Below are 18,929 nucleotides of genomic sequence, written 5' to 3' on the forward strand. Positions count from 1 at the left end.
TGTCCGCCTCCTATCCGGTGACCAGGTCGACGAGGAACGGGCCGTCGTGGCCGAGCATCCGCTCGACCGCGGCCGGCACCTGCTCCGGCTTGTCCACGCGAACCGCTGGCACGCCGAGGCTCTCGGCCAGCCCGACGAACCCGATCTCGGGCTCGGCCAGGTCGAAGCCGCTGGGGTGCACGTGCTGGGCGATGTCCCGCTCCGCGAAGTAGCGGTCGATGTTGTGGTCCAGCAGCTGGTACCGGTGGTTGTTGCAGATCACGAACTTGGCCGCCACGTTGTGCCGGGCGGCGGTCCACAGGGCCTGGATGGTGTACATGCTGCCGCCGTCGCCGGCGAAGCCCACCACCGGCGCGTCCGGCCGGGCCAGCTTCGCCCCGATGGCGCCGGGGATTCCGATGCCGAGCGAACCGCCCCGGGTGGCGAAGTACGTGCCGGGCACGCGCCGCGGCAGGTGCGCGGTCAGGTGCGGAGACGCCGTCAGGGCCTCTTCGAAGACGATCAGGTCGTCGCCGGCCTGGTTGTTCAGCTCCGCCGCGAACACCGCCATCAGCGGGCTGTCCGCCGTCACCTCGGGCAGCGGCAGCAACTCGAACTCGCCCCGCGCCCGGCCGGCATTCGCCAAGCCGTCCGCGATCGCGGCCAGGGTCGGCTTCGGGTCGGCCACCAGGGCGATGTCGACGGGGTGGTTCTTGGCGATCTCGTAGTCGTCCAGGTCGATGTGCACGATCTTCGCGCCGGCCGGGAACGGGTTGCCCAGCGACGGGAACACCTCGGGGAACACGTACGTGCCGACGATCAGTACAGCGTCCACATCGGACAGTGCCTTGGTGCTGTCCTCGCCGAACATGTGCCCGGTGTTGCCCTTGAACAGGGGGTGCCGGGGATCCATGTTCAGCTCGGAGTTGTCCACGCCGTAGACCGGCGCGTCCAGCAGCTCCGCCACCGCGGCCAGCTCGGCCTGGGCGCCGGAAACCGACACCCCGTCGCCCATCAGCACGATCGGACTGCGCGCGGCGGCGAGGAGTTCCACCGCCTCGGCGATGTCCTCCGCCGCCGGCACGACCGCCCGGTTGGGAATGACCGTGGGCAGCGCGGCTTCCGACGTCAGCTCGTCGAGCACGTCCATCGGCAACGCGACGAACACCGGCCCGCGCGGCGGCGTCATCGCCATCTTCACGGCCCGGCGCAGCACCCGCAGCACCGACGACGGGTCCAGCACCCGGGTCGCGTACTTGGTCACCGGTTTGGCCATCGCGACCAGGTCGGCGGCCATCTGGGCGTCCATCGCGTCGTAGCGCACGCCGGCCTCACCGGCCACCACGACCAGCGGCGAATGCCCCCGCTTGGCCTGGTACAGCATGCCGATCCCGTTGCCCAGGCCCACGCCCGAGTGCAGCTGCACCAGGGCGGGGCGGGCGCCGGCGCGGGCGAAGCCGTCCGCGATGCCGATCGCGACGGTCTCCTGCAACGCCAGCACGTACCCGAAGTCCGGCACCGACTCCAGCACGTCGAGAAAGCCCTGCTCGACCGTGCCGGGATTGCCGAACATCGTGGTGATGCCGTCCGCGGCGAACTGCTCGAAGACGGCGACCTTGCCGGGCCGTGGAGTCATCGCCGGTTCACCAGCCGTACCGGCGCAGCCCCGACTCCAGCACCTCGACCAGCTTCTGGCCGGCGAGGAAGGAGTCCGGGGTGGACCGAGCCGTGATGAACGGGTAGTCCACGATCACCGACGTCTCGTGGCCGACGTTGCCGTGGTAGCGGCCGGTCGGGCCGGTGGCGTCGCGCAGGATGTACTCCAGCGGGTACGGCGGCGGGCCCATGTTGAACTCCACGCCGACGAAGCCGGTGCCGTCCTTGTAGTCGTACTCCTTGCAGTGCCCGGTGACGTGCTTGCCGTCGATGATGCTGGCCCGGTCCTCCCAGTCGCGGGCGAAGGCCAGGCAGGCCACGCCGTAGCACTCGGCCACGACCGGCTTGTCGGCCCGCTTGAAGGCCAGGATCAGCTCGTGCACCCGGCCGTTGTTGGCCAGGTCGACGATCGGGCCGCTGCCGCCGACGATCACCATCGCGTCGAACGAGCGCAGCTCCTCGGCCACCTCGTCCAGCTCGCGGTAGTAGGCCTCGATCCGGCGCAGGAAGCCGGATTCGCTGTTGTACGGCCGGTCCGGAACCCAGTCGGCGATGCTGACCGGGTTGTCCAGCCGGCCCGAGCGGTCCAACTCGGCGGCGGCCGCGGCCACCTCCGGCGTGGTCACCGACCGGCCCAGCGGCGGGTCGATGTAGCCGGGGTCGAGGCTGGGCGGCAGCGGCACCGGCCGCTTGCCGGTCGGCGTGGCGAACACCGTCTGGTAGCCCTGCTCGTCGCAGGCCGCCAGCGGGCCGACCAGCTCCTCGCCCCAGTATCCGTATTCGGACAGGATGAAGAGGATCTTCTTGGACATGGGTGCTCCCCACTCGATCGTCCTTCTCGGTTCGAAGTCAACCCGCCGAGTAGTTGCGCGACAACGCATCCGTCACTACTTCCGCGACTTGACGCAGCCATCGGCGTAGCAGTCGCGCCACTGCGTCAGGTCAGCGCGCCCGAGCACCGCTCACAGCGGGACCATCGAGAAGATGCCCGGCTGCAACGGGAGTGAGCCATGCCTGACCGACATCGCCCCATGGTGCTCGCGGTGGACGACGACCCGCACGTGCTGCGAGCGATCAGACGCGACCTGAGCCGCGCCTACCAGGACCGGTTCCGGGTCGTTGCGGTCGACTCGCCGCTGGCGGGCCTGCAGCTGCTGGAAACCGTGCGGCAGCGGGGAGAGGAGCCCGCGCTGCTGATCGCCGACCAGCGGATGCCGGAGATGACCGGGGTGGACTTCCTGGCCCGATCGCTGGAGCTGTTCCCCCGCGCCCGCCGCGTGCTGCTCACGGCGTACGCGGACACCAACGCCGCCATCGACGCGATCAACCGGGTGCGGCTGGACCACTATCTGGTCAAGCCGTGGGAGCCGCCGCAGGAACGGCTGTACCCGGTGCTGGACGAGCTGCTTGAGGACTGGGAGCGCTCGTATCTGCCTCCGTACGACGGAATTCGCGTGGTGGGACACCGGTTCGCACCGGCGACGCACCGCGTGCGGGACCTGTTGACGCGGCTGCACCAGCCGTTCCGGTTCGAGGACGTGGAGCGGGATTCCACCCCTCAGGTCGATGGCCCGCTGCCGGCGGTGCTGCTGCCGGACGGCAAGGTGCTGTCCCGGCCGTCCAACGGCGAGCTGGTCGACGCGTTGGGGCTCAAAGGAACCGAGCCCCGACAGCACTACGACCTGGCCATCGTCGGCGGTGGGCCGGCGGGCCTGGCCGCAGCGGTGTACGGGGCGTCCGAGGGCCTGTCCACGCTGCTGGTCGAGTCGTACGTGCCGGGTGGGCAGGCGGGAACCTCCAGCAGGATCGAGAACTACCTGGGCTTCCCGGCGGGGGTCAGCGGCGCGGAGCTGATCCGCCGCGCGGTGGCGCAGGCGCGGCGGTTCGGCGCGGAGGTGCTGTCGCCGGCCGACGCCACGTCGCTGCGAACCTCCGGCCGCGCCCGGGTGCTGACGTTGGCCGACGGACGGGAGATCAGCGCCAGCACGGTGTTGCTGTCCCCCGGGCTGCGCTACAACCGGCTGGAGGCCGAGGGCGCGGAGCGGTTCGAGGGAGCCGGCATCTACTACGGCGCAACGACATCGGAGACGGCGTCCTGTGTCGGGCGGCACGTGTTCATCGTCGGTGGCGCGAACTCCGCCGGGCAGGCGGCCGTGCACTTCGCCAAGCACGCCGGCAAGGTGAGCCTGGTGATCCGCGGCGACCGGCTGGACAAGGGCATGTCCCAGTACCTGGTGGACGAGATCACCGCGACCGGCAACATCGAGGTGCGGCTGAACACGGAGATCATCGCGACCGACGGCGACGACCGGCTGGAGCGCGTGACGCTGCGGGACACCTCCGACGGCACGACCTCCGAGTCCGACGCGGAATACGTGTTCACGTTCATCGGCGCCCGGCCGAACACCGAGTGGCTGACCGGGCCGATCGCCATGGACAACCGGGGTTTCATCCTCACCGGGCCGGACGTTCCGGAGGGCACCCAGTGGGACCTGCCCCGGCAGCCGTTCCTGCTGGAGACCAGCGTGCCCGGCGTGTTCGCGGCCGGCGACGCCCGGGCCAATTCGATGAAGCGGATCGCGTCCAGCGCCGGCGAGGGCGCGATGGCGGTGGCCTTGGTGCACCGGTACCGGGCCGCCAGCTGACCCGCACCACGCCCGCCAACTCGCACCGGGACCGCGCGCGGAGCTCATCGGCCCCACCCGCCCGCGGTCCCTGTCGCGCAACGCCGAACCTCCCCCGGGCCGAGCCTTCCTGACAAAACACACTTCCCCGGGACCCGCAGGGTCCCGGGGAAGTGCTCGTGGCCGCCGGTCAGGTCAGCGGCGGGGTGTCGCCCCGCGGCTCCAGGCCGTTCACCACGTAGTCGCGCAGGCCGATCCTGCCGTCGGCGCCGATGCCGACGATCCAGTCCTGGTCGGCCTCGTACTCCAGGATCGCGCTGTCCGGGTCGGGCGCGTTCCAGATCCGGGTCCGCCAGTTCACCAGCACGTGCACCCGGGCGGTGTCGCCGGTGATCTGCACGTCGGCCAGGTCGACCCGGTGCGCCTCGTCGAAGAACTTGTGGGTGACCACGTCGTACCAGTCGTGCAGGCCCTGATGACTGTCCACAGTGGTCTCCGGGAAGACGAAGCGGACCTCGTCGTCCAGGTATTCCTCGATCTCCGCCCACGGGCGGTGCCGGTCAAGCGCCCGGTACCAGTCGGCGACGAACTGCTGGATCTGCTGGGTCAGCGTGCTGTTGGCGGTCTGATAGTCGATCGACATCGCGGAAGCTCCAGTGTGGGGTGAACGAATGTCCTCGGGCGCGACCTACTCCTGGTCGCGGTAGCCCTGGCTGATCTCGACGACAACGCCGTCCGGGTCGGTCAGCCACGCCGAGCGCCACCCGGGGATGAAGTCGTGGAAGTCCAGCGGCCCCAGCTGGACCGGAATGGCGCCGTCGACCGCGGCCAGGAACGCGTCCAGGTCGTCGGTCTGGAACGCCAGGTGCCGGGGCACACCGGGCTGCTGCGGGCCGTCGTCCTTGCTCGCCTGCGCCGGCTCGGCGGTGGAGCCGAACAGCTCCAGGTACGCGTCGCCGTTGCGCAGGAACACGATCTGGTCCGCGCCCAGCTCGACCACCCGGGCCCGGTGGAAGCCGAACCACGTGCGGTAGAACGCCTCCGTGGTGGCCAGGTCCCGGCAGTTGAGTGCGACGTGCGACCAGCGCGGCGGGGCCGGCTCAGCCATGGTGCTCCTCCTTGATCAGGTCGGCCGCCCGCTCGGCGATGGCGACGATGGCCGTGTGGCAGTTGCCCGACGGCACCGTCGGCATCACGCTGGCGTCGACCACCCGCAGGCCGTCCACGCCGTGCACGCGCAGCCGTGGGTCCACGACGGACAGTTCGTCCACGCCCATCCGGCACGAGCCGGCCTGGTGGTGGTAGCTGTCCGCGCGCGACCGCACGAACGCCGCCAGCTCGTCGCCGGACCGCACGTCCGGACCGGGCAGCAGCTCGCCCTTGAGCTGGCCGGCGAACGCCGAGGTGGCGAAGATCTCCCGGGACAGCTCGACGGCCTGCACCAGCCGGCGCAGGTCGGCCGGGTCGCCCAGGTAGTTCGGGTCGACCAGCGGCTTGGCCAGCGGGTGGTCGCTGGCCAGGCGCACGCTGCCGCGCGAGTACGGCCGCACCACGCCCGGCAGGATGCTGACCGCGTTGGGGTGCTGCTGGCCGACGATGATGTCGAACGGCACGTGCACGAACGCGATCTGCAGGTCCGGCGCGGGCAGGCCCGGCTCGGACGTGGTGAACAGCGCCGACTCGGACAGGTTCTGGTGCCCCGGCTCGACCGGCTCCCGCGTCTCCGCGATCAACCCGGTCAGCACGTGGTTGTGGAAGTTCTCGCCCACACCGCGCAACGGGGACACCACCGGGATGTCGAACGCCCGCAACTGCTCCGGCGCACCGATGCCGGACAGCAGCAACAGCTTCGGCGACTCGATCGCGCCCGCGGACACGATCACCTCGGCGGTCGCCCGCACCTCGAACGTGCCCTGGTGCCGTTCCTGGCCCGCGATCGCGTAGCGGCCCTCGCCCGTCGGCTCGGCCGGCGGGTTCTGCCGGTACCGGACGCCGGTGCAGCGTGTGCCGTCGAACGTCAGGTTCAACGCCTGGGCGTCGGTCCGCACGGTCAGGTTCGGCCGGTCCGCCGCGGGCTCCAGATAGGACACCAGCGCGCCGCGCCGCCGACCGTCCTCGACGTCGAGATGGTGCCAGCCGGCGCCGATCATGCTGGGGCCGTTGAAGTCCGCGACCTCCGGGTAGCCCAGCTCCACACACGCGTCGATGAACGTGCGGGACAACGGGTTCGGCTTGTGCTGGCCCGCGTTGGTCACACGCTGCGGGCCCTGTCGGTTCGCGCCGTCCTCCTGGTTCGCCAGCCGGGCGAAGTACGGCGCCAGGTCGTTGTAGGACCAGCCCGCCGCCCCCTGGTACGCCCAGCTGTCGAAGTCGCTGGGGTGCCCCTGGACGTGCATCATGATGTAGAGATTGCTGCTGCCGCCGAGGCCCTTGCCGCGCGGCTCGTACGTGCTGCGGCCGTCCAGGCCCGGCTGCGGCACGCTCTGGTAGCCCCAGTCGATGCCGGATCCCAGCAGGGTGAACCACAGCGACGCGTCGTCCACCGCCGCCGGCACCCACGCGCCGCCCGCCTCCAGCAGCAGCACCCGCGCCGCCGGGTCCTCGGACAGCCGGTTGGCCAGCACGCTGCCGGCGGTACCGCCGCCGACGACGACGTAGTCGAACTCCTCCATGATCCGGCTCCCTGCCTCAGGCTCCCGACAGCACCGCGAACGGGGCGGTGTCGTGGAAGTTGGCCATGTAGCGGATGCGGCCGTCCACGATCTGGAAGTAGTTGGCCACCTTGGCCGTGATCGTGTCGCCGCCGTGCGTGCGGGCGGTGATGCGCGAGACCACGGCCGCCTGCTCGCCGTCGACCACGATGTGCTGGGGCACGTTGTGGAACTCCGCGTACATGTCCGGGAAGCCGGCCATCATCGAGCGCAGCGTCTCCCGGCCCTCCACGCGGCCGGCCAGCTGCTCCTCCATGACCTGGTCCTCGGCGAACAGGTCGGTCCACGCGTCCCACTCGCCGCGGTTGGCGAGCTCGTAGTAGCGGTTGACGACATCCCTGGTGTTCATCGACTGCCTCTTCCTCGATGATTCGCCGCGACGGCGGCGGGCGCCCGGCGGCTGCGCGGGCGCCCGCCGGGGGTCAGCCGACGAAGCGGCTGAACTCACCCGTGCCGTCGCCGAACATGGCGCCCTTGCCCTCGACGATCTTGCCGTCCCGCCACCGCAGGTAGTGCACCTCGTCGATGCTCAGGGTGACCGACGGGTCGTCCGCCCGGTGCGCGGTGTTGTGCGTGAGCACGACGGCGATGTCCTCGCCCACGAGCAGGCCGGTGCGCTCCATCGCCAGCGAGCCGCCGGTCACCTCGCCCATGGTCTTCATGAAGCCGAGGAAGCCGTCGATGCCCTTGTGCACGCCGGAGACGCGGCCGTCGCCGGCGGCGAGCCAGGTCATGTCGGCGTCCCAGTACTGCCCGATGATCGCCGGATCGCCGCTGCCCAGCGCCTCGTACGCGGCCAGCACCCGTTCTTCAGTCAGCTCGGTGGACATCCGCGTCCCCTCACTTGGCCCAGCGCTGCGGGATCGGCGCCAGCGCGATGGCCTGCCAGAAGAAGTTGTCCGCCGAGTACTGGTCGCTCAGGTAGACCTGGACCTCCTTGATGCGGCCGTTCTCGATCCGGTAGTGCGTGCAGTTCATCGCGTCCAGCTTGGCCCCGGGCACCTCGCCCACGCCGCGGTGGGTCTCCACCACGGTGTCCTCGCCCCACGCGTCGATCTTGATCGGCAGCACCTGCACGCCGGTGGAGACCAGGCCGGCGAAGAAGGCGATGACCTCGTCGACGCCGTTCTTCGTGCCGCCGACCGGGCTGCGCCCCGGCAGCGTCCACACCACGTCCGGCGCGAACACCTCACGCCGGACCGTCTCGAGGTCGCCCTCGTTGAAGCGGTCGTACATCTTCTGAACCAGCGCAACATTGCTGGTGCGCACGTCGACCACAGTTTCCGTCACGGCCGTTCATCTCCTCCGGCTGAATGGGTGTCGCGGGCACCGTTTCGCGTGCCGTCGCGACACCCAGTGAACCCGGCCGGCCGACGTCACGGCAACGAGATCCCGTTCGGCACAAGTACTTCCGGATGTCGACGGAGGAAAGACCTGCTGGGGCAACGGATTACGTTCGGTCTACCGGAACAGTCCACAATAGACCGCAACGCCGGCCGCGTGGTCGCGGCCGGCGTTGCCGGAGGTGGTCCCTCACCACGGAATGCGCTTGCGCTCCCGGAAGAACCCGCCGTTGGGGCCGTTGTCCGGCAGCGTCGCCAGCCAGACGGCGGTGTCGGCGCCGTCGGCGACGCTCAGCGGCGCGCCACCGCCGCCCATTCGGGTCCGCACCCAGCCCGGGCACATCGCGTTCACCTTGACGCCGCGCGGCACCGCCGCCGACACCACCAGGGTCAGCGCGTTCAGCGCGGCCTTGGCGATACCGTAGGCCGGCGGGTGCGGCACGCTCTCGGTCATCGCGCCGCCGCCGGCGGACACGTTGACCACCCGCCCGTAGCCGCGGTCGATCATGCCCGGCACGAACGCCTGGCAGGTACGAAACGCGCCCATCATGTTGATCTGCAACGACTCCGTGAACATCTCCTCGGTGACCGAGAAGAACGAGGTCGTCGGGTAGATGCCGGCGTTGTTGACCAGCACGTCGATCCGGACGCCGTCGGCGGCCAGCCGGGCGGCGCAGTCCCGCACGCTGTCGGCGTCGGTGACGTCGAGCTGCTCGGCGCGGGCGTGCCCGGCCGGCGCGCGCACCTCCGACAGCGCCGCCCGCCCGCGTTTCTCGTCCCGCGACGTCAGCACGATGTCGAGTCCGGCGGCCGCCAGCTGGCGGCACACCTCCAGGCCGATGCCCCGGTTCGCGCCGGTCACCAGGGCCGTGCGCCGGCTGTTCCCGTTGGGACTCATGGGTGGTGTGCTCTCCCGTCAGTGCGTCAGCACGTCGTCCTTGACCAGCGCGGAGAACAGCGGCGACCAGCTGTCCGGCGCCGCGCCGGCCTTGTTGTACATCTCGAAGGTAAGCCCGGCCGCCTCCGGCAGCGCGATGGCCTGCACGCAGGCTTCCGCGACGTCCTCGCGGCTGACCTGCCCGTCGCCCTGGTCGCCCTGCCCCAGGCGGACGGCGGCGATGCCCCGGTTGTGGCGGTCGATCAGCCAGCTGGGCCGGATCACCGTGTAGGGCAGCCCGCTGGCGCGCACCGCGTCCTCGCCGCGCAGCCGCCAGTCCAGCAGCCGGCCCCACTCGTTGAACTGGTGCTCCGGGTGCGTCACGTAGATCGACGAGACCAGCACGAACCGGCCCAGGTCCGGCGGGCACAGCTCCAGCACCCGGCGCACGCCCTGGTACATCGTGGTCTCCGGCCGGTTCGGGCCGCTGTTGTCGGTGCCGGGCTCGACGCTGTACACCACCGCCCGCGCGCCGGCCAGCGCCGCCTCCAGGCCACTGCCGTCGCGCACGTCCACATCGAACGCCCGCGCACCGTCGGCGACCAGGTCCTTCGCGCCGCGTGTGGCCGAGCGGCTGGCCACCCGGACCTCCGCGCCCGCGGCGAGCAGGCGGCGGGCGACCAGGCGGCCGGTCCGGCCCGCGCCGCCGACCACCGTCACTGGGCTGAGCATGATTTCTCCCTACGTCCTGTCGACATCGGCGACAAACAGCATCACCGCGTCCCGGCGGGGCAGCCAGAACGCGGTGATGCTGGTACTCGTGGTTCCTCAGTTGCCGGCGGACGCCGCCGCGGTGGTCCGGGCGGCGGCCGCACGCCTGCGGCGCCGTGGCCGCAGCACGAACCACTCGACGAACAGCAGGTGCCCGACGAACGCCGCCCACAGCCCGGCGACCGCGCCCTCGACGATGACCAGGCGGTCCTGGCCGGCGTAGGTCGCCGGCAGCAGCCACGTGGTCAGGGCGATGGCGATCGGCTGGGTGATTCGGACCGTGATGGTCGAGGTCGTCATCGCGACGTTGCGGTACATCCAGCGCTTGTGGTCCTCGAACCGGTGCTGGATGCCGGCGACGAAGCCGGCGACCGTGGTGATCGCCCACAGCGTGGCCATGGCCAGGAAGCCGTAGCGCAGGCCCTGGCCGAACGTGGTCAGGATGGCCACCGGGAAGGCCAGGATGCCGGACGGGATCACGCCGGCGAAGTAGTAGACCCAGCCGATCTTGCGGTGCACGCCCGGGTGGTTCTCCCGCAGCCACGGCCACACCTGGGTCCAGGCCAGGCACACCGCGACCGTGCCGGTGAGCACGTGCGCGGCCAGGATCGGGTAGTGCCACGGGATTTCCGGCCGGATGCTGGCCACCGTCAGCGACGGGTCGAAGGTGATGAACCGGCCGCCGCCGTAGACGCCGAAGCCGACGCAGTACAGCGCGAACGGCAGGACCCACCACTGGCGGGCCCAGGCTCCCTTGCCCCGCTGGGGTTTGCCACCGCTCGGCGGCCGGAGCCCGCTGTCGGTCTTCTCTCTGGTGATCGTCATCGCGGCCCTCCAGCCCGAGTTCTGTCCACTGTGTTCGCCCGGCCGATCACCAGCGACCGCAGGTCGACCGACTCGTCGGCGAGGCGGCCGGCGTGCACCGGCAGGCCGCGTTCGATCAGCCTTCGGGCGGCCTTCATCTCCACCGGCCGGTTGACCGCGACCGCGCCCACGCATCTGCCGTCCACGAGCGCGAACGCGGCGAAGGACTCGCCGCCGAGCTCTCCCCGCAGCACGACCTCGCCCCGGAACTCGCCGACGACCTCCAGGTGCCAGCCGTAGCGGTCGGACCAGAAACGAGACACCGGCCGGGTCGGAGCGGGCGCGCCGATGATCGCGGCGGCCGCCGCCTTTCCCTCGTGCAGCGCCGATTCCCAGTGCTCCACGTTGGGCAGCGGACCGTCCGGCCCGGTGGGGCGGGCGGCGTCGCCGGCGGCGAAGATCCGGGGGTGCGAAGTGCGCTGGGCCGCATCGACCAGCACGCCGCGGTCGACGGCGAGGCCGGCCGTCGCGGCCAGCGAGTCGTCGGAGACGATGCCGACCCCGACCACAACGACGTCGCAGTCGACGAACTCGTCGCTGCCGGCCAGATGCAGCCGCACCGGGCCGCCGAGGTCCTCGACCGAGGCGACCGCGCCGACCAGCACCCGCACCCCGTTGATCCGGTGCTGGCTGTGCAGCAGGTCGGCGATCTCCGTGCCCACGACCCGTTCCAGCGGCAGCGGCGCCGGGTCGATCAGCGTCGCCACACAGCCCAGCACGGTCGCGCTCGCCGCCACCTCGGCGCCGATCAGGCCCGCGCCGATCACGCCGACGCGGACACCCGGCCCGAGCCGGTCGCGCAGCGCTACGGCGTCGTCGAGCGAGCGCAGCACGGTGACCGCCCGGTGATCGCCGCCGGGCACCGGCAGCGGCCGGGGGCGGCCGCCGGTGGCCAGCAGCACCGCGTCGACGGGTTCGGTTCTGCCGTAGGTCAACTCGATGCGGCCCTCGTCCGGACGGATCGCCGTGACGGGCGTGCTGAGCCGCAGGTCGATGTCCCGCGCGGCGTACCAGTCGGCCGGCCTCAGCGCCACGTCGGCGGTGGTTTGCTTGCCCAGCAACAGGTCCTTGCTCAGCGGCGGCCGGTCGTAGGGCAGGTGCGGCTCGGCCCCGAACAGCGTCAGCCGCCCGTCGTATCCCAACTCCCGCAGCTGCTCGCACGCGCTCACGCCGGCCAGGCCCGCCCCGACGACGGCGACATGGCCGGGTAACTCAGGCTGGTTCATGGCCGGTTCCGTCGGTCAGCTGGGACTCGTCGGGCAGCAGCCAGACCGTGCCGCCCTGCACGTCGACGCGGTGCGCCACCGTGTCGGTCACCGCCGGCAGGCCCAGCGCCTCGCCGGTGCGCAGGCAGAACGCGCCGCTGTGCAGCGGACATTCCACCTGGCCGTCCTCCACCCACCCCTCCGACAGCGACGCGCGGGCGTGCGTGCAGGTGTCGTTGAGCGCGAAGTACTCGCCGTTGTCGTTGAACACCGCGATGTCGTCGGCGGTGCCGGCCTGCTCCCGCGGGATCCGGACGGCCTCGCCGTCCTGGAGCTCGTGCACGGCGCAGACCGGAATTGCGTGGTCGATTCCTCGTGTCATGTGTCAGGCCCCCCAAGGGCTCTCGACGAGCGGCCCGGCTCGGTGGTGCGGAGCCGGGCCGCGCTTGCGGACGTCCTTGCCGGGACTCACTTGCTGGGCAGCTTGGGCGGGTCGCCCGCCCACGGGCCGACACCGCCGATCTCCTCCACGTGGATCCGGGTGACGTAGCCCGGGTGCACCTTCAGCTCGGCCGGCGGGATCTCCGCGCCCGGCGCGATGTAGACGTTGGCCAGCTTGCGGATCAGGTCGAAGGCCCCGCCCTTGACCACCTCGCCGCGGCCGGTCACCGTCAGGTACTGGCGCAGGCCGCTGCCGTGGAACTGCAGGCTCTCCACGGACAGCGCCACCCTCGGGTCCCGCATCAGGTTCTTCGTCTTGCGGTAGTTGAACATCGAGGCGAAGAAGATGTCGCCGTCGTCGATGCCGACCCAGACGCAGGTCACGTGGGGGCTGCCGTCCTCGTTCAGCGTCACCACGTGCCCCAGCGGGCCACCCTCGATCAGCTCGACCGCCGACGGCGGCAGCCGCAGGCCGGTGGACTCGGTCATGTCTGCCTCTCAGTCAATGTATTCGACGATGTCCGCGATCTGGCCGTTGCGGACCAGGTACGCGTAGTGCAGCAACACGTCGTCACCGGTCTTGGAAACGAAGTGGTAATCCATCTGCAACCGGAAACCGTCCCAGTGCGAGCCGATGACCGTGTAGCGCGCGGATGTCTGAATGACCGCCGGAATGATCAAGCGGTTCATGATGTCGTCCCGGCCGTTGAACAGGTTGCCGACGCTGTCCCATTTCGCGTCCGGCGCGATCAGCGCGGCGATTCCGGCGGCGTCCAGCGCGTTCGACCGGTTGATGAAACGCGCCTCGACCGAACGGGCCGACCGCTCGGCGGCCGACGGCCACCACTGGCTCGCCTGGTTCGCGACCTGCGCGGGCGCGGCCTGGCTGAGCGAGCCGGGGAGCAGGCAGGCGGCGGCCGCGAGCGCGACGGCGGCAGCCCCGTACTTCACGGAAATCCGCATCACAACAACCCTTTCGCAGGTGATTGCGTTCTCGAGCCATCATGCGATCGGGTGAGGGTGTGAGCCAGCAGCGCGGGCGGACTTCGTAACGTGGCCGAGCCTGGTACTTCCAGTACCAGCACTGCGCCGTACTGGTCCGTGACCCGCCGCGGACTTAGCGTCGACGTGCCACGGGTGTGCGTTCTCCTCACTCCGGCGGGACGGATCTTCCGAAATTCCGTTCCGTTGACGCGCCGAGAGCGTTGTTCTCGCCGCGGCGTCGCGTCTTGGCCATGTTTTTTCCAGTTAGGAGTATCCCTTGACCACCCAATCCGAGAGGAGCGTCGACGTCTCGTCGTCGGCGCCGACCCGGTCCCAGTGGCTGGCCCTGCTCGTGATCGCCGGTGCGCTCATCCTCGATGTCAGCAGCCTGGCGGTCATCAACGCGGCGCTGCCCGCCATTGGATCCGATTTCCGCATCACCGGGTCCACGCTGCAGTGGACGATGACCTCCTACGCGGTCATCTTCGCCGGCTTCCTGCTGTTCGGCGGCCGTGCGGCCGACGTGCTGGGCCGGCGCCGGATCTTCTGCGTCGGCATCGCGCTGGTGACGTTCGCGGCACTCGCCGGCGCGCTGGCGCCGGACGTGTCGCTGGTCATCGCCGCCCGTGCCGTGCAGGGCATCGGCGCCGCGCTGTCCGGCCCGGCGGCGCTCGCGCTGCTCACCGAGGTGTTCCCCGAGGGCCCGGCCCGCAACAAGGCGATGGGCATCTACGGCGCGGTCGGCGCCGCCAGCTTCAGCGGCGGCATGGTCGTCGGCGGCATCCTCACGCAGTGGGCCACCTGGCGCTCGGTGTTCGTGTTCTCCTTCGTCTGCGGCATCATCGTGCTGGTGCTCGGCCGGATCTCGCTGCCGGCCAGCCGGCGCAGCGACCGTCCGCTGGACGTGCCGGGCGCGATCCTGGTGACGCTGGGCCTCGGCCTGGTGGTGTTCGGCCTGAGCAGCGGCGGCGACGCCGGCTGGGGCCAGCCGACCACCATCGGCTCGCTGGTCGGCGCGGTCATCCTGCTCACCGCGTTCGTGGTGTGGGAGAGCCGGGTCAGCGAGCCGCTGCTGCCGCTGGGCATGTTCCGCAGCGTCCCGGTCCGTGCCGGCGTGCTGGCGGCGTTCCTGCACTACGCGGCCGTCATCGCGCTGCTGTTCTTCGCCCCGCTGTACATGCAGGAGAACCTGGGCTACACGCCGCTGGAGTCCGGCCTGGCGATCGTGCCGATGGGCCTCGCGGTGATCTTCGTGTCCAGCTGGACCGGCCGCAACCTGGCCAAGTACGGCCAGCGGGTGTTCCTCGTGTGGGGCACGCCGCTGATCGGCCTCGGCATCCTGACCTGGGTGCTGGCCGGCGACACCGCCAGCTACTGGGCGCTGCTGCCGGGCATCCTGCTGATGAGCGTCGGCGAGGGCACCACCTTCCCGGCGCTGACCGCCGCCTCGCTGACCGACGTGCCGCAGCACCAGCACGGCGTCGCCAGCGCGGTCAACGTCACCGCGCAGCAGGTCGGCTCCAGCATCGGCGTCGCCGGCCTGGTCGCCGTGGCCTCGGCGTTCGCCGTCTCGCCGCAGCCGGCCGGTCAGCTTCCCGGCTACCACGCGGCGTACTGGGCGGCGTTCATCCTCACCGTGGTCGGCGCCGTCGCGCTGGCGGTGCTGATGCGCCGGCACGGCCAGCGGGCCGCTGCCGCCGCACCGGCCGAGGTGGTCACGGACCCGGTCGGCTGACACACCCCCGTACTGGATTAGGAGTGGTCATGTCCAAATCGACGACTGTGGGCCGGCTGGCCGTCATCGGCACCGGGAAGATCGGCCAGGCCGCCGGCAAGCTGTGGCTGCACGCCGGTTACGAGGTCGTGTTCGGCTCGCGCAACCCCGCCGGGCCGGCCGCGGCGCTGGCCGACCTGGGGGCCACCGTCGCCACCCCGCTCGAGGCCGCCCGGGCCGCCGAGGTGGTGCTGCTGGCCGTGCCCGGGGAGACCGTCGAGGAGCTGCTTCCCGAGCTCGCCGACGCGTTGGCCGGCAAGATGGTCATCGACGCCACCAACAAGATCGCCTATGCCGACGGTCGCTGGGTGTCCACTTTGGAGCCCGGTCTGACCGAGGGCCGGTGGATGGCCCAGCAGCTGCCCCGCAGCACCGTCGTCCGGGCGTTCAGCCACATTCCCGACGAGCTGCTCTGGCCTCGGGGCACCGAGCAGGCCCTGTACTGGGCCATGGCCATCGCCGGCGACGACGTCGAGGCGAAGGCCACCCTCGCCGGCCTGATCCGGGACGCCGGCTGGGTTCCGGTCGACGTCGGCACCCTCGACGAGTCGGGTCACCTGGACCCGGGCGGCTCGGTCTTCCACCTGTTCTACACGGAGACCGAGATGCGCGAGGTCGTCGGCCTCACCGTGGCCGCGTGATCTACCGCTGTGGGCGGGGGACCTTGCCGGGTCCCCCGCCTTTCTCTTTCCCCTCAACCTCTTTCCCCGCGACCAGCTCGGGCAGCCGCGCCGTCACCGCCGGAGACCCTCCCGCGAGCGACGTGACCATGCAGGCCCCGATGATCAGCGTCATGATCGCCTGCGCGTCGATCGCCGGGCGGTCCTCCGCACGCAGCAGCTCCTCCAGCGAGGCGACGCCCGGCCGGCCGAATTCCTTCCACAGCGCCGACTGCAGGTCCGGATGGTCCCGCAGCGACGCCATCAGCCCCGGCAGCGCGGCCCGAACCTCCGGGCGGTTGAACAGCTCCGCGGTGTAGGCGAACGACCGGTGCACCCACTCCCGCGTGCTCGTCGACTCCAGCACCGGCGTGGGCGCGTCTTGCCAGGCGAACACGGCCTCGAACACGAGATGGGTCTTGGACGGCCACCGTCGGTACAGCGCCGGTCGGCCCACGTTCGCCCGTTCGGCGATGGCGACCATGGACAGCCGCTCCCAGCCGACCTCGACCAGCAGCTCCCGGGCGGCCCGCAGCGCCGCGTCGTCGATCGCCCGGTCCCGGGGTCGGCCGCGGCCGCGTTCGGACTGCTCCATTCCCGTCATTGTGAATAACGTAACACGCTGTTACGTTAATCGGGTGGTCCTCGACGGCAAGACAGTGATCGTGTCCGGGGTCGGAGCCGGCCTCGGCCGGCAGACCGCGCTCGCGGCGGCCCGGGACGGGGCGAACGTCGTCCTCGGCGCCCGAACGGAAGCCAACCTCAAGGCGGTGGCCGAGGAGATCGGGTCGCGGGCGGCCTACGCCGTCACCAACATCACCTCGGCGGCGGACTGCGACGGCCTCGTGTCGGTCGCCATGGAGAAGTTCGGCGCGGTCGACGCCGTGATCCACGTGGCCGCCCGGGACCGCGTGTTCGGCGGGCTCGACGGCGCCGACCTGGACCTCTGGCGCAAGGTGCTGGACGTCAACGTCATCGGCACCATGCGGCTGACCCAGGCCGCGCTGCCCGCGCTCTCCGTCCGCGGCGGCTCGGTCGTGATCATCGGCACCCAGGCCGCGTTCAGCCCCACGCTGCCGCAGGCCGCCTACGCCACGTCCAAGGGCGCGCTGCACGCCGCGATGTTCTCCCTGGCCCGGGAGCTCGGCCCGCGCAAGATCCGGGTCAACTCCGTGGTGCCCGGCTGGATGTGGGGCCCGAACGTCGAGATGTACATCAAGTGGACCGCGCAGAGCCGGGGCGTGCCCGAGGACGAGGTGAAGGCCGAGCTCAACGCCAAGACCGCGCTGAACGAGATCGCCGAGGACGCCGACGTGGCCGAGGCGGCCGTGTTCTTCGCGTCCGACCGGGCCCGGATGCTGACCGGGCAGACCCTGTTCGTCAACGGTGGCGAGTACTTCCGCTGAGGGGAAACACGATGGCGCACAAGGTGATCGTCTGGGGCACGGGTGTCGTGGGCAAGCTCGTGATCCGGGAGCTGCTCGACCATCCGGAGTTCGAACTGGCCGGCGTGATCGTGCACGACCCGGCCAAGGACGGCGTCGATGCCGGCACCCTGATCGGCGGCTCTCCCGTCGGCATCGCGGCCACCACCGACGTTCAGTCCGCTTTGGACACCGATGCTTCCGCCGTGGCCTACTTCGGTCCCACGGCCGAGTTCGCCCTGGAGAACATCCAGAACATGGGCCTGGCCCTGCGTTCCGGCAAGCACGTCGTGTCCACCTCGATGACGCCTTTGGTGTATCCCGACGCCTGCCCTGTGGAACTCCGCGCCGAACTCGAGAAGGCCTGCGCCGAGTCCGGCAAGGCCTGTTTCACCACCGGCATCGACCCCGGCTTCGCCAACGACCTCTTCCCCCTGACCCTGCTGGGGGTCTGTGGGCGGGTCGACAGCGTCCGGATCCAGGAGCTCGTCGACTACGCCAGCTATGCCGGCGACTACAGCAAGGTCATGGGCTTCGGCCTGCCGGTCGACTCCCAGGCCGTGCTGGAGATTCCCGAGGTCCTCGTCTTCGCGTGGGGCCACACCATTCCCATGATCGCCGATGCCGTGGGTGTGAAGCTCGACCGTGTCGACACCGTTTATGAGAAGTGGGCCGCTCCGTCGCCGATCTCGTATCAGTACGGCACCATCGAGGCCGGCCACTGCGCCGCCGTGCGGTTCGAGATCCGTGGCTGGGTCGGCGACCGGGCCCCGATCGTCATCGAGCACGTCAACCGCATCACCAACGCCGCCGCCCCCGACTGGCCCCGAGCCGCGTCCGTGGAGAACGACGCCTACCGGATCATCGTCAAGGGCAGCCCCGAGATCACCCAGGAAACCGCCTTCCGCCACGAGGTCGACGGCGACCCCGTCAGCGGCGGGTGTCTGGCCACCGGCATGCGGGCCGTGAATGCGGTTCCCTACCTCGACGACCTCCCGCCGCGGCTCGTGTCGGCGCTCGACCTGCCCCTGATCCCGGGCCGCGGAGTGATCCGCCGGAGCTGACTCAACACAAGGCGATCTTCGGCCGCACAACACAGCCCCCGTTTCCATCCAAGCACAGCGGCCCGACAATTCGGCCGGCCCACAGAAGATGATCATGCGGGCCCCGCACTTCGTCGGTCCCACGTGCTTGGATTGATTCGGGGGCTGCTCATCTCCGCCGGCAGCCCGCTCGCGGCGGCGGTAGCCGCTAGTCCAGGACGGAGCGGACCGCCTCTTCCGTTCGCGCGACCACAGCCGGGCCGTCGTCCGCGGTGATGATCGGGCGCTGGATCAGGATCGGGTGCTCGGCCAGCGCCTTGATCCACCGGTCGCGCGTCGCCTCGGTCCGTTCCCACGTCTTCAGCCCGATTTCGGCGGCGACGGCCTCACCGGTGCGGGCGATGTCCCACGGCTCCAGCCCGAGCCGGTCGAGCACGGCCACCAGCTCGGCCTCCGTGGGCGGGTCGTCCAGGTAGCGGCGCACCGTGTACTCGGCGCCGGCCTCGTCCAGGATCGACAGCGCCGACCGGCACTTGGAGCAAGCGGGGTTGATCCAGATTTCCACGGGTGGAGC

At 70.8% G+C, this 18,929-nt stretch carries 22 protein-coding genes; 5 read left to right on the forward strand and 17 right to left on the reverse strand.

Annotated elements, in window-relative coordinates:
* Window positions 1–10: 10 nt before the first annotated feature.
* Together BJ998_RS10595 and BJ998_RS10600 are read right to left on the reverse strand one after the other, a co-directional pair.
* Window positions 11–1,615 carry a thiamine pyrophosphate-binding protein gene (locus BJ998_RS10595; RefSeq protein WP_184860738.1) on the reverse strand — a complete coding sequence of 535 codons (1,605 nt, stop codon included), beginning with the start codon at window positions 1,613–1,615 and terminating at the stop codon, window positions 11–13.
* 7 nt (window positions 1,616–1,622) lie between these two features.
* Complete coding sequence (locus BJ998_RS10600) at window positions 1,623–2,447, reverse strand: type 1 glutamine amidotransferase domain-containing protein (RefSeq protein WP_184860740.1); 825 nt, start codon at window positions 2,445–2,447, stop codon at window positions 1,623–1,625.
* Between the two features lie 198 nt (window positions 2,448–2,645).
* Here BJ998_RS10600 and BJ998_RS10605 point away from each other — a divergent pair, with 198 nt between their 5' ends.
* Window positions 2,646–4,280 carry an NAD(P)/FAD-dependent oxidoreductase gene (locus BJ998_RS10605; RefSeq protein ID WP_184860742.1) on the forward strand — a complete coding sequence of 545 codons (1,635 nt, stop codon included), beginning with the start codon at window positions 2,646–2,648 and terminating at the stop codon, window positions 4,278–4,280.
* A gap of 169 nt (window positions 4,281–4,449) precedes the next feature.
* On the opposite strand, the gene BJ998_RS10610 is transcribed toward BJ998_RS10605, so the two are convergent.
* From BJ998_RS10610 to BJ998_RS10670, 13 genes are all read right to left on the reverse strand, one after another.
* Window positions 4,450–4,902 (reverse strand): nuclear transport factor 2 family protein, encoded by a 453-nt coding sequence (locus tag BJ998_RS10610; RefSeq protein ID WP_184860744.1) that lies wholly within the window; start codon window positions 4,900–4,902, stop codon window positions 4,450–4,452.
* A 45-nt stretch (window positions 4,903–4,947) separates the two neighbouring features.
* Window positions 4,948–5,367 (reverse strand): VOC family protein, encoded by a 420-nt coding sequence (locus BJ998_RS10615; RefSeq protein ID WP_184860746.1) that lies wholly within the window; start codon window positions 5,365–5,367, stop codon window positions 4,948–4,950.
* Window positions 5,360–6,931, reverse strand: a complete 1,572-nt coding sequence (locus BJ998_RS10620) for a GMC family oxidoreductase (RefSeq protein ID WP_184860748.1) — start codon at window positions 6,929–6,931, stop codon at window positions 5,360–5,362. The genes BJ998_RS10615 and BJ998_RS10620 overlap by 8 nt, the downstream gene beginning before the upstream one ends.
* A 16-nt stretch (window positions 6,932–6,947) precedes the next feature.
* Entirely contained in the window at window positions 6,948–7,319 is a 372-nt protein-coding gene (locus tag BJ998_RS10625; RefSeq protein WP_184860750.1) for a nuclear transport factor 2 family protein, read from the reverse strand.
* Window positions 7,320–7,392: 73 nt separating this feature from the next.
* Entirely contained in the window at window positions 7,393–7,800 is a 408-nt protein-coding gene (locus BJ998_RS10630; RefSeq protein ID WP_184860752.1) for a nuclear transport factor 2 family protein, read from the reverse strand.
* 10 nt (window positions 7,801–7,810) lie between these two features.
* Window positions 7,811–8,260 carry a nuclear transport factor 2 family protein gene (locus BJ998_RS10635; protein WP_184860754.1) on the reverse strand — a complete coding sequence of 150 codons (450 nt, stop codon included), beginning with the start codon at window positions 8,258–8,260 and terminating at the stop codon, window positions 7,811–7,813.
* Window positions 8,261–8,503: 243 nt separating this feature from the next.
* Entirely contained in the window at window positions 8,504–9,211 is a 708-nt protein-coding gene (locus BJ998_RS10640; RefSeq protein ID WP_184860756.1) for an SDR family oxidoreductase, read from the reverse strand.
* A gap of 18 nt (window positions 9,212–9,229) precedes the next feature.
* A complete protein-coding gene (locus tag BJ998_RS10645; RefSeq protein WP_184860758.1) occupies window positions 9,230–9,922 on the reverse strand; it encodes an SDR family oxidoreductase in 693 nt (230 codons plus the stop codon).
* Between the two features lie 96 nt (window positions 9,923–10,018).
* Window positions 10,019–10,786 carry a DUF2306 domain-containing protein gene (locus tag BJ998_RS10650; protein ID WP_184860759.1) on the reverse strand — a complete coding sequence of 256 codons (768 nt, stop codon included), beginning with the start codon at window positions 10,784–10,786 and terminating at the stop codon, window positions 10,019–10,021.
* Window positions 10,783–12,051 carry an NAD(P)/FAD-dependent oxidoreductase gene (locus tag BJ998_RS10655; protein WP_184860761.1) on the reverse strand — a complete coding sequence of 423 codons (1,269 nt, stop codon included), beginning with the start codon at window positions 12,049–12,051 and terminating at the stop codon, window positions 10,783–10,785. The genes BJ998_RS10650 and BJ998_RS10655 overlap by 4 nt, the downstream gene beginning before the upstream one ends.
* Window positions 12,038–12,412 (reverse strand): bifunctional 3-phenylpropionate/cinnamic acid dioxygenase ferredoxin subunit, encoded by a 375-nt coding sequence (locus BJ998_RS10660; protein ID WP_221337954.1) that lies wholly within the window; start codon window positions 12,410–12,412, stop codon window positions 12,038–12,040. The genes BJ998_RS10655 and BJ998_RS10660 overlap by 14 nt, the downstream gene beginning before the upstream one ends.
* Before the next feature lie 86 nt (window positions 12,413–12,498).
* Window positions 12,499–12,960, reverse strand: coding sequence for a TIGR03618 family F420-dependent PPOX class oxidoreductase (locus tag BJ998_RS10665; protein WP_184860763.1), 462 nt, complete (start codon window positions 12,958–12,960; stop codon window positions 12,499–12,501).
* Window positions 12,961–12,969: 9 nt separating this feature from the next.
* Window positions 12,970–13,434 carry a nuclear transport factor 2 family protein gene (locus BJ998_RS10670; RefSeq protein ID WP_184860765.1) on the reverse strand — a complete coding sequence of 155 codons (465 nt, stop codon included), beginning with the start codon at window positions 13,432–13,434 and terminating at the stop codon, window positions 12,970–12,972.
* 298 nt (window positions 13,435–13,732) lie between these two features.
* Here BJ998_RS10670 and BJ998_RS10675 point away from each other — a divergent pair, with 298 nt between their 5' ends.
* Together BJ998_RS10675 and BJ998_RS10680 are read left to right on the forward strand one after the other, a co-directional pair.
* Window positions 13,733–15,190 carry an MFS transporter gene (locus BJ998_RS10675; RefSeq protein WP_184860767.1) on the forward strand — a complete coding sequence of 486 codons (1,458 nt, stop codon included), beginning with the start codon at window positions 13,733–13,735 and terminating at the stop codon, window positions 15,188–15,190.
* Between the two features lie 29 nt (window positions 15,191–15,219).
* Window positions 15,220–15,870 carry an NADPH-dependent F420 reductase gene (locus BJ998_RS10680; RefSeq protein WP_184860769.1) on the forward strand — a complete coding sequence of 217 codons (651 nt, stop codon included), beginning with the start codon at window positions 15,220–15,222 and terminating at the stop codon, window positions 15,868–15,870.
* Between the two features lies 1 nt (window position 15,871).
* On the opposite strand, the gene BJ998_RS10685 is transcribed toward BJ998_RS10680, so the two are convergent.
* The gene (locus tag BJ998_RS10685; RefSeq protein WP_221337955.1) at window positions 15,872–16,492 is read right to left on the reverse strand and encodes a TetR/AcrR family transcriptional regulator; all 621 of its coding nucleotides are present in this window, start codon (window positions 16,490–16,492) and stop codon (window positions 15,872–15,874) included.
* Window positions 16,493–16,526: 34 nt separating this feature from the next.
* Here BJ998_RS10685 and BJ998_RS10690 point away from each other — a divergent pair, with 34 nt between their 5' ends.
* Both BJ998_RS10690 and BJ998_RS10695 read left to right on the forward strand, forming a co-directional pair.
* Window positions 16,527–17,294, forward strand: coding sequence for an SDR family oxidoreductase (locus BJ998_RS10690; RefSeq protein ID WP_221337956.1), 768 nt, complete (start codon window positions 16,527–16,529; stop codon window positions 17,292–17,294).
* Window positions 17,295–17,305: 11 nt separating this feature from the next.
* Window positions 17,306–18,376: an NAD(P)H-dependent amine dehydrogenase family protein gene (locus tag BJ998_RS10695; RefSeq protein WP_184860775.1), complete on the forward strand. Its 1,071-nt coding sequence runs from the start codon at window positions 17,306–17,308 to the stop codon at window positions 18,374–18,376.
* Window positions 18,377–18,563: 187 nt separating this feature from the next.
* On the opposite strand, the gene BJ998_RS10700 is transcribed toward BJ998_RS10695, so the two are convergent.
* The gene (locus tag BJ998_RS10700; RefSeq protein WP_184860776.1) at window positions 18,564–18,920 is read right to left on the reverse strand and encodes an arsenate reductase family protein; all 357 of its coding nucleotides are present in this window, start codon (window positions 18,918–18,920) and stop codon (window positions 18,564–18,566) included.
* Window positions 18,921–18,929 lie beyond the last annotated feature (9 nt).

It is taken from the genome of Kutzneria kofuensis (genome assembly GCF_014203355.1).
Lineage (GTDB): Bacteria > Actinomycetota > Actinomycetes > Mycobacteriales > Pseudonocardiaceae > Kutzneria > Kutzneria kofuensis.

What these genes read in the sequence shown, in the direction of transcription:
- BJ998_RS10620 (WP_184860748.1), bottom strand. Translation starts at nt 6,931, where the DNA reads ATGGAGGAGTTCGACTACGTCGTCGTCGGCGGCGGTACCGCCGGCAGC.
- BJ998_RS10600 (WP_184860740.1), bottom strand. Translation starts at nt 2,447, where the DNA reads ATGTCCAAGAAGATCCTCTTCATCCTGTCCGAATACGGATACTGGGGC.
- BJ998_RS10655 (WP_184860761.1), bottom strand. Translation starts at nt 12,051, where the DNA reads ATGAACCAGCCTGAGTTACCCGGCCATGTCGCCGTCGTCGGGGCGGGC.
- BJ998_RS10645 (WP_184860758.1), bottom strand. Translation starts at nt 9,922, where the DNA reads ATGCTCAGCCCAGTGACGGTGGTCGGCGGCGCGGGCCGGACCGGCCGC.
- BJ998_RS10650 (WP_184860759.1), bottom strand. Translation starts at nt 10,786, where the DNA reads ATGACGATCACCAGAGAGAAGACCGACAGCGGGCTCCGGCCGCCGAGC.
- BJ998_RS10605 (WP_184860742.1), top strand. Translation starts at nt 2,646, where the DNA reads ATGCCTGACCGACATCGCCCCATGGTGCTCGCGGTGGACGACGACCCG.
- BJ998_RS10660 (WP_221337954.1), bottom strand. Translation starts at nt 12,412, where the DNA reads ATGACACGAGGAATCGACCACGCAATTCCGGTCTGCGCCGTGCACGAG.
- BJ998_RS10670 (WP_184860765.1), bottom strand. Translation starts at nt 13,434, where the DNA reads ATGCGGATTTCCGTGAAGTACGGGGCTGCCGCCGTCGCGCTCGCGGCC.
- BJ998_RS10610 (WP_184860744.1), bottom strand. Translation starts at nt 4,902, where the DNA reads ATGTCGATCGACTATCAGACCGCCAACAGCACGCTGACCCAGCAGATC.
- BJ998_RS10665 (WP_184860763.1), bottom strand. Translation starts at nt 12,960, where the DNA reads ATGACCGAGTCCACCGGCCTGCGGCTGCCGCCGTCGGCGGTCGAGCTG.
- BJ998_RS10640 (WP_184860756.1), bottom strand. Translation starts at nt 9,211, where the DNA reads ATGAGTCCCAACGGGAACAGCCGGCGCACGGCCCTGGTGACCGGCGCG.
- BJ998_RS10685 (WP_221337955.1), bottom strand. Translation starts at nt 16,492, where the DNA reads ATGACGGGAATGGAGCAGTCCGAACGCGGCCGCGGCCGACCCCGGGAC.
- BJ998_RS10625 (WP_184860750.1), bottom strand. Translation starts at nt 7,319, where the DNA reads ATGAACACCAGGGATGTCGTCAACCGCTACTACGAGCTCGCCAACCGC.
- BJ998_RS10615 (WP_184860746.1), bottom strand. Translation starts at nt 5,367, where the DNA reads ATGGCTGAGCCGGCCCCGCCGCGCTGGTCGCACGTCGCACTCAACTGC.
- BJ998_RS10695 (WP_184860775.1), top strand. Translation starts at nt 17,306, where the DNA reads ATGGCGCACAAGGTGATCGTCTGGGGCACGGGTGTCGTGGGCAAGCTC.
- BJ998_RS10630 (WP_184860752.1), bottom strand. Translation starts at nt 7,800, where the DNA reads ATGTCCACCGAGCTGACTGAAGAACGGGTGCTGGCCGCGTACGAGGCG.
- BJ998_RS10680 (WP_184860769.1), top strand. Translation starts at nt 15,220, where the DNA reads ATGTCCAAATCGACGACTGTGGGCCGGCTGGCCGTCATCGGCACCGGG.
- BJ998_RS10595 (WP_184860738.1), bottom strand. Translation starts at nt 1,615, where the DNA reads ATGACTCCACGGCCCGGCAAGGTCGCCGTCTTCGAGCAGTTCGCCGCG.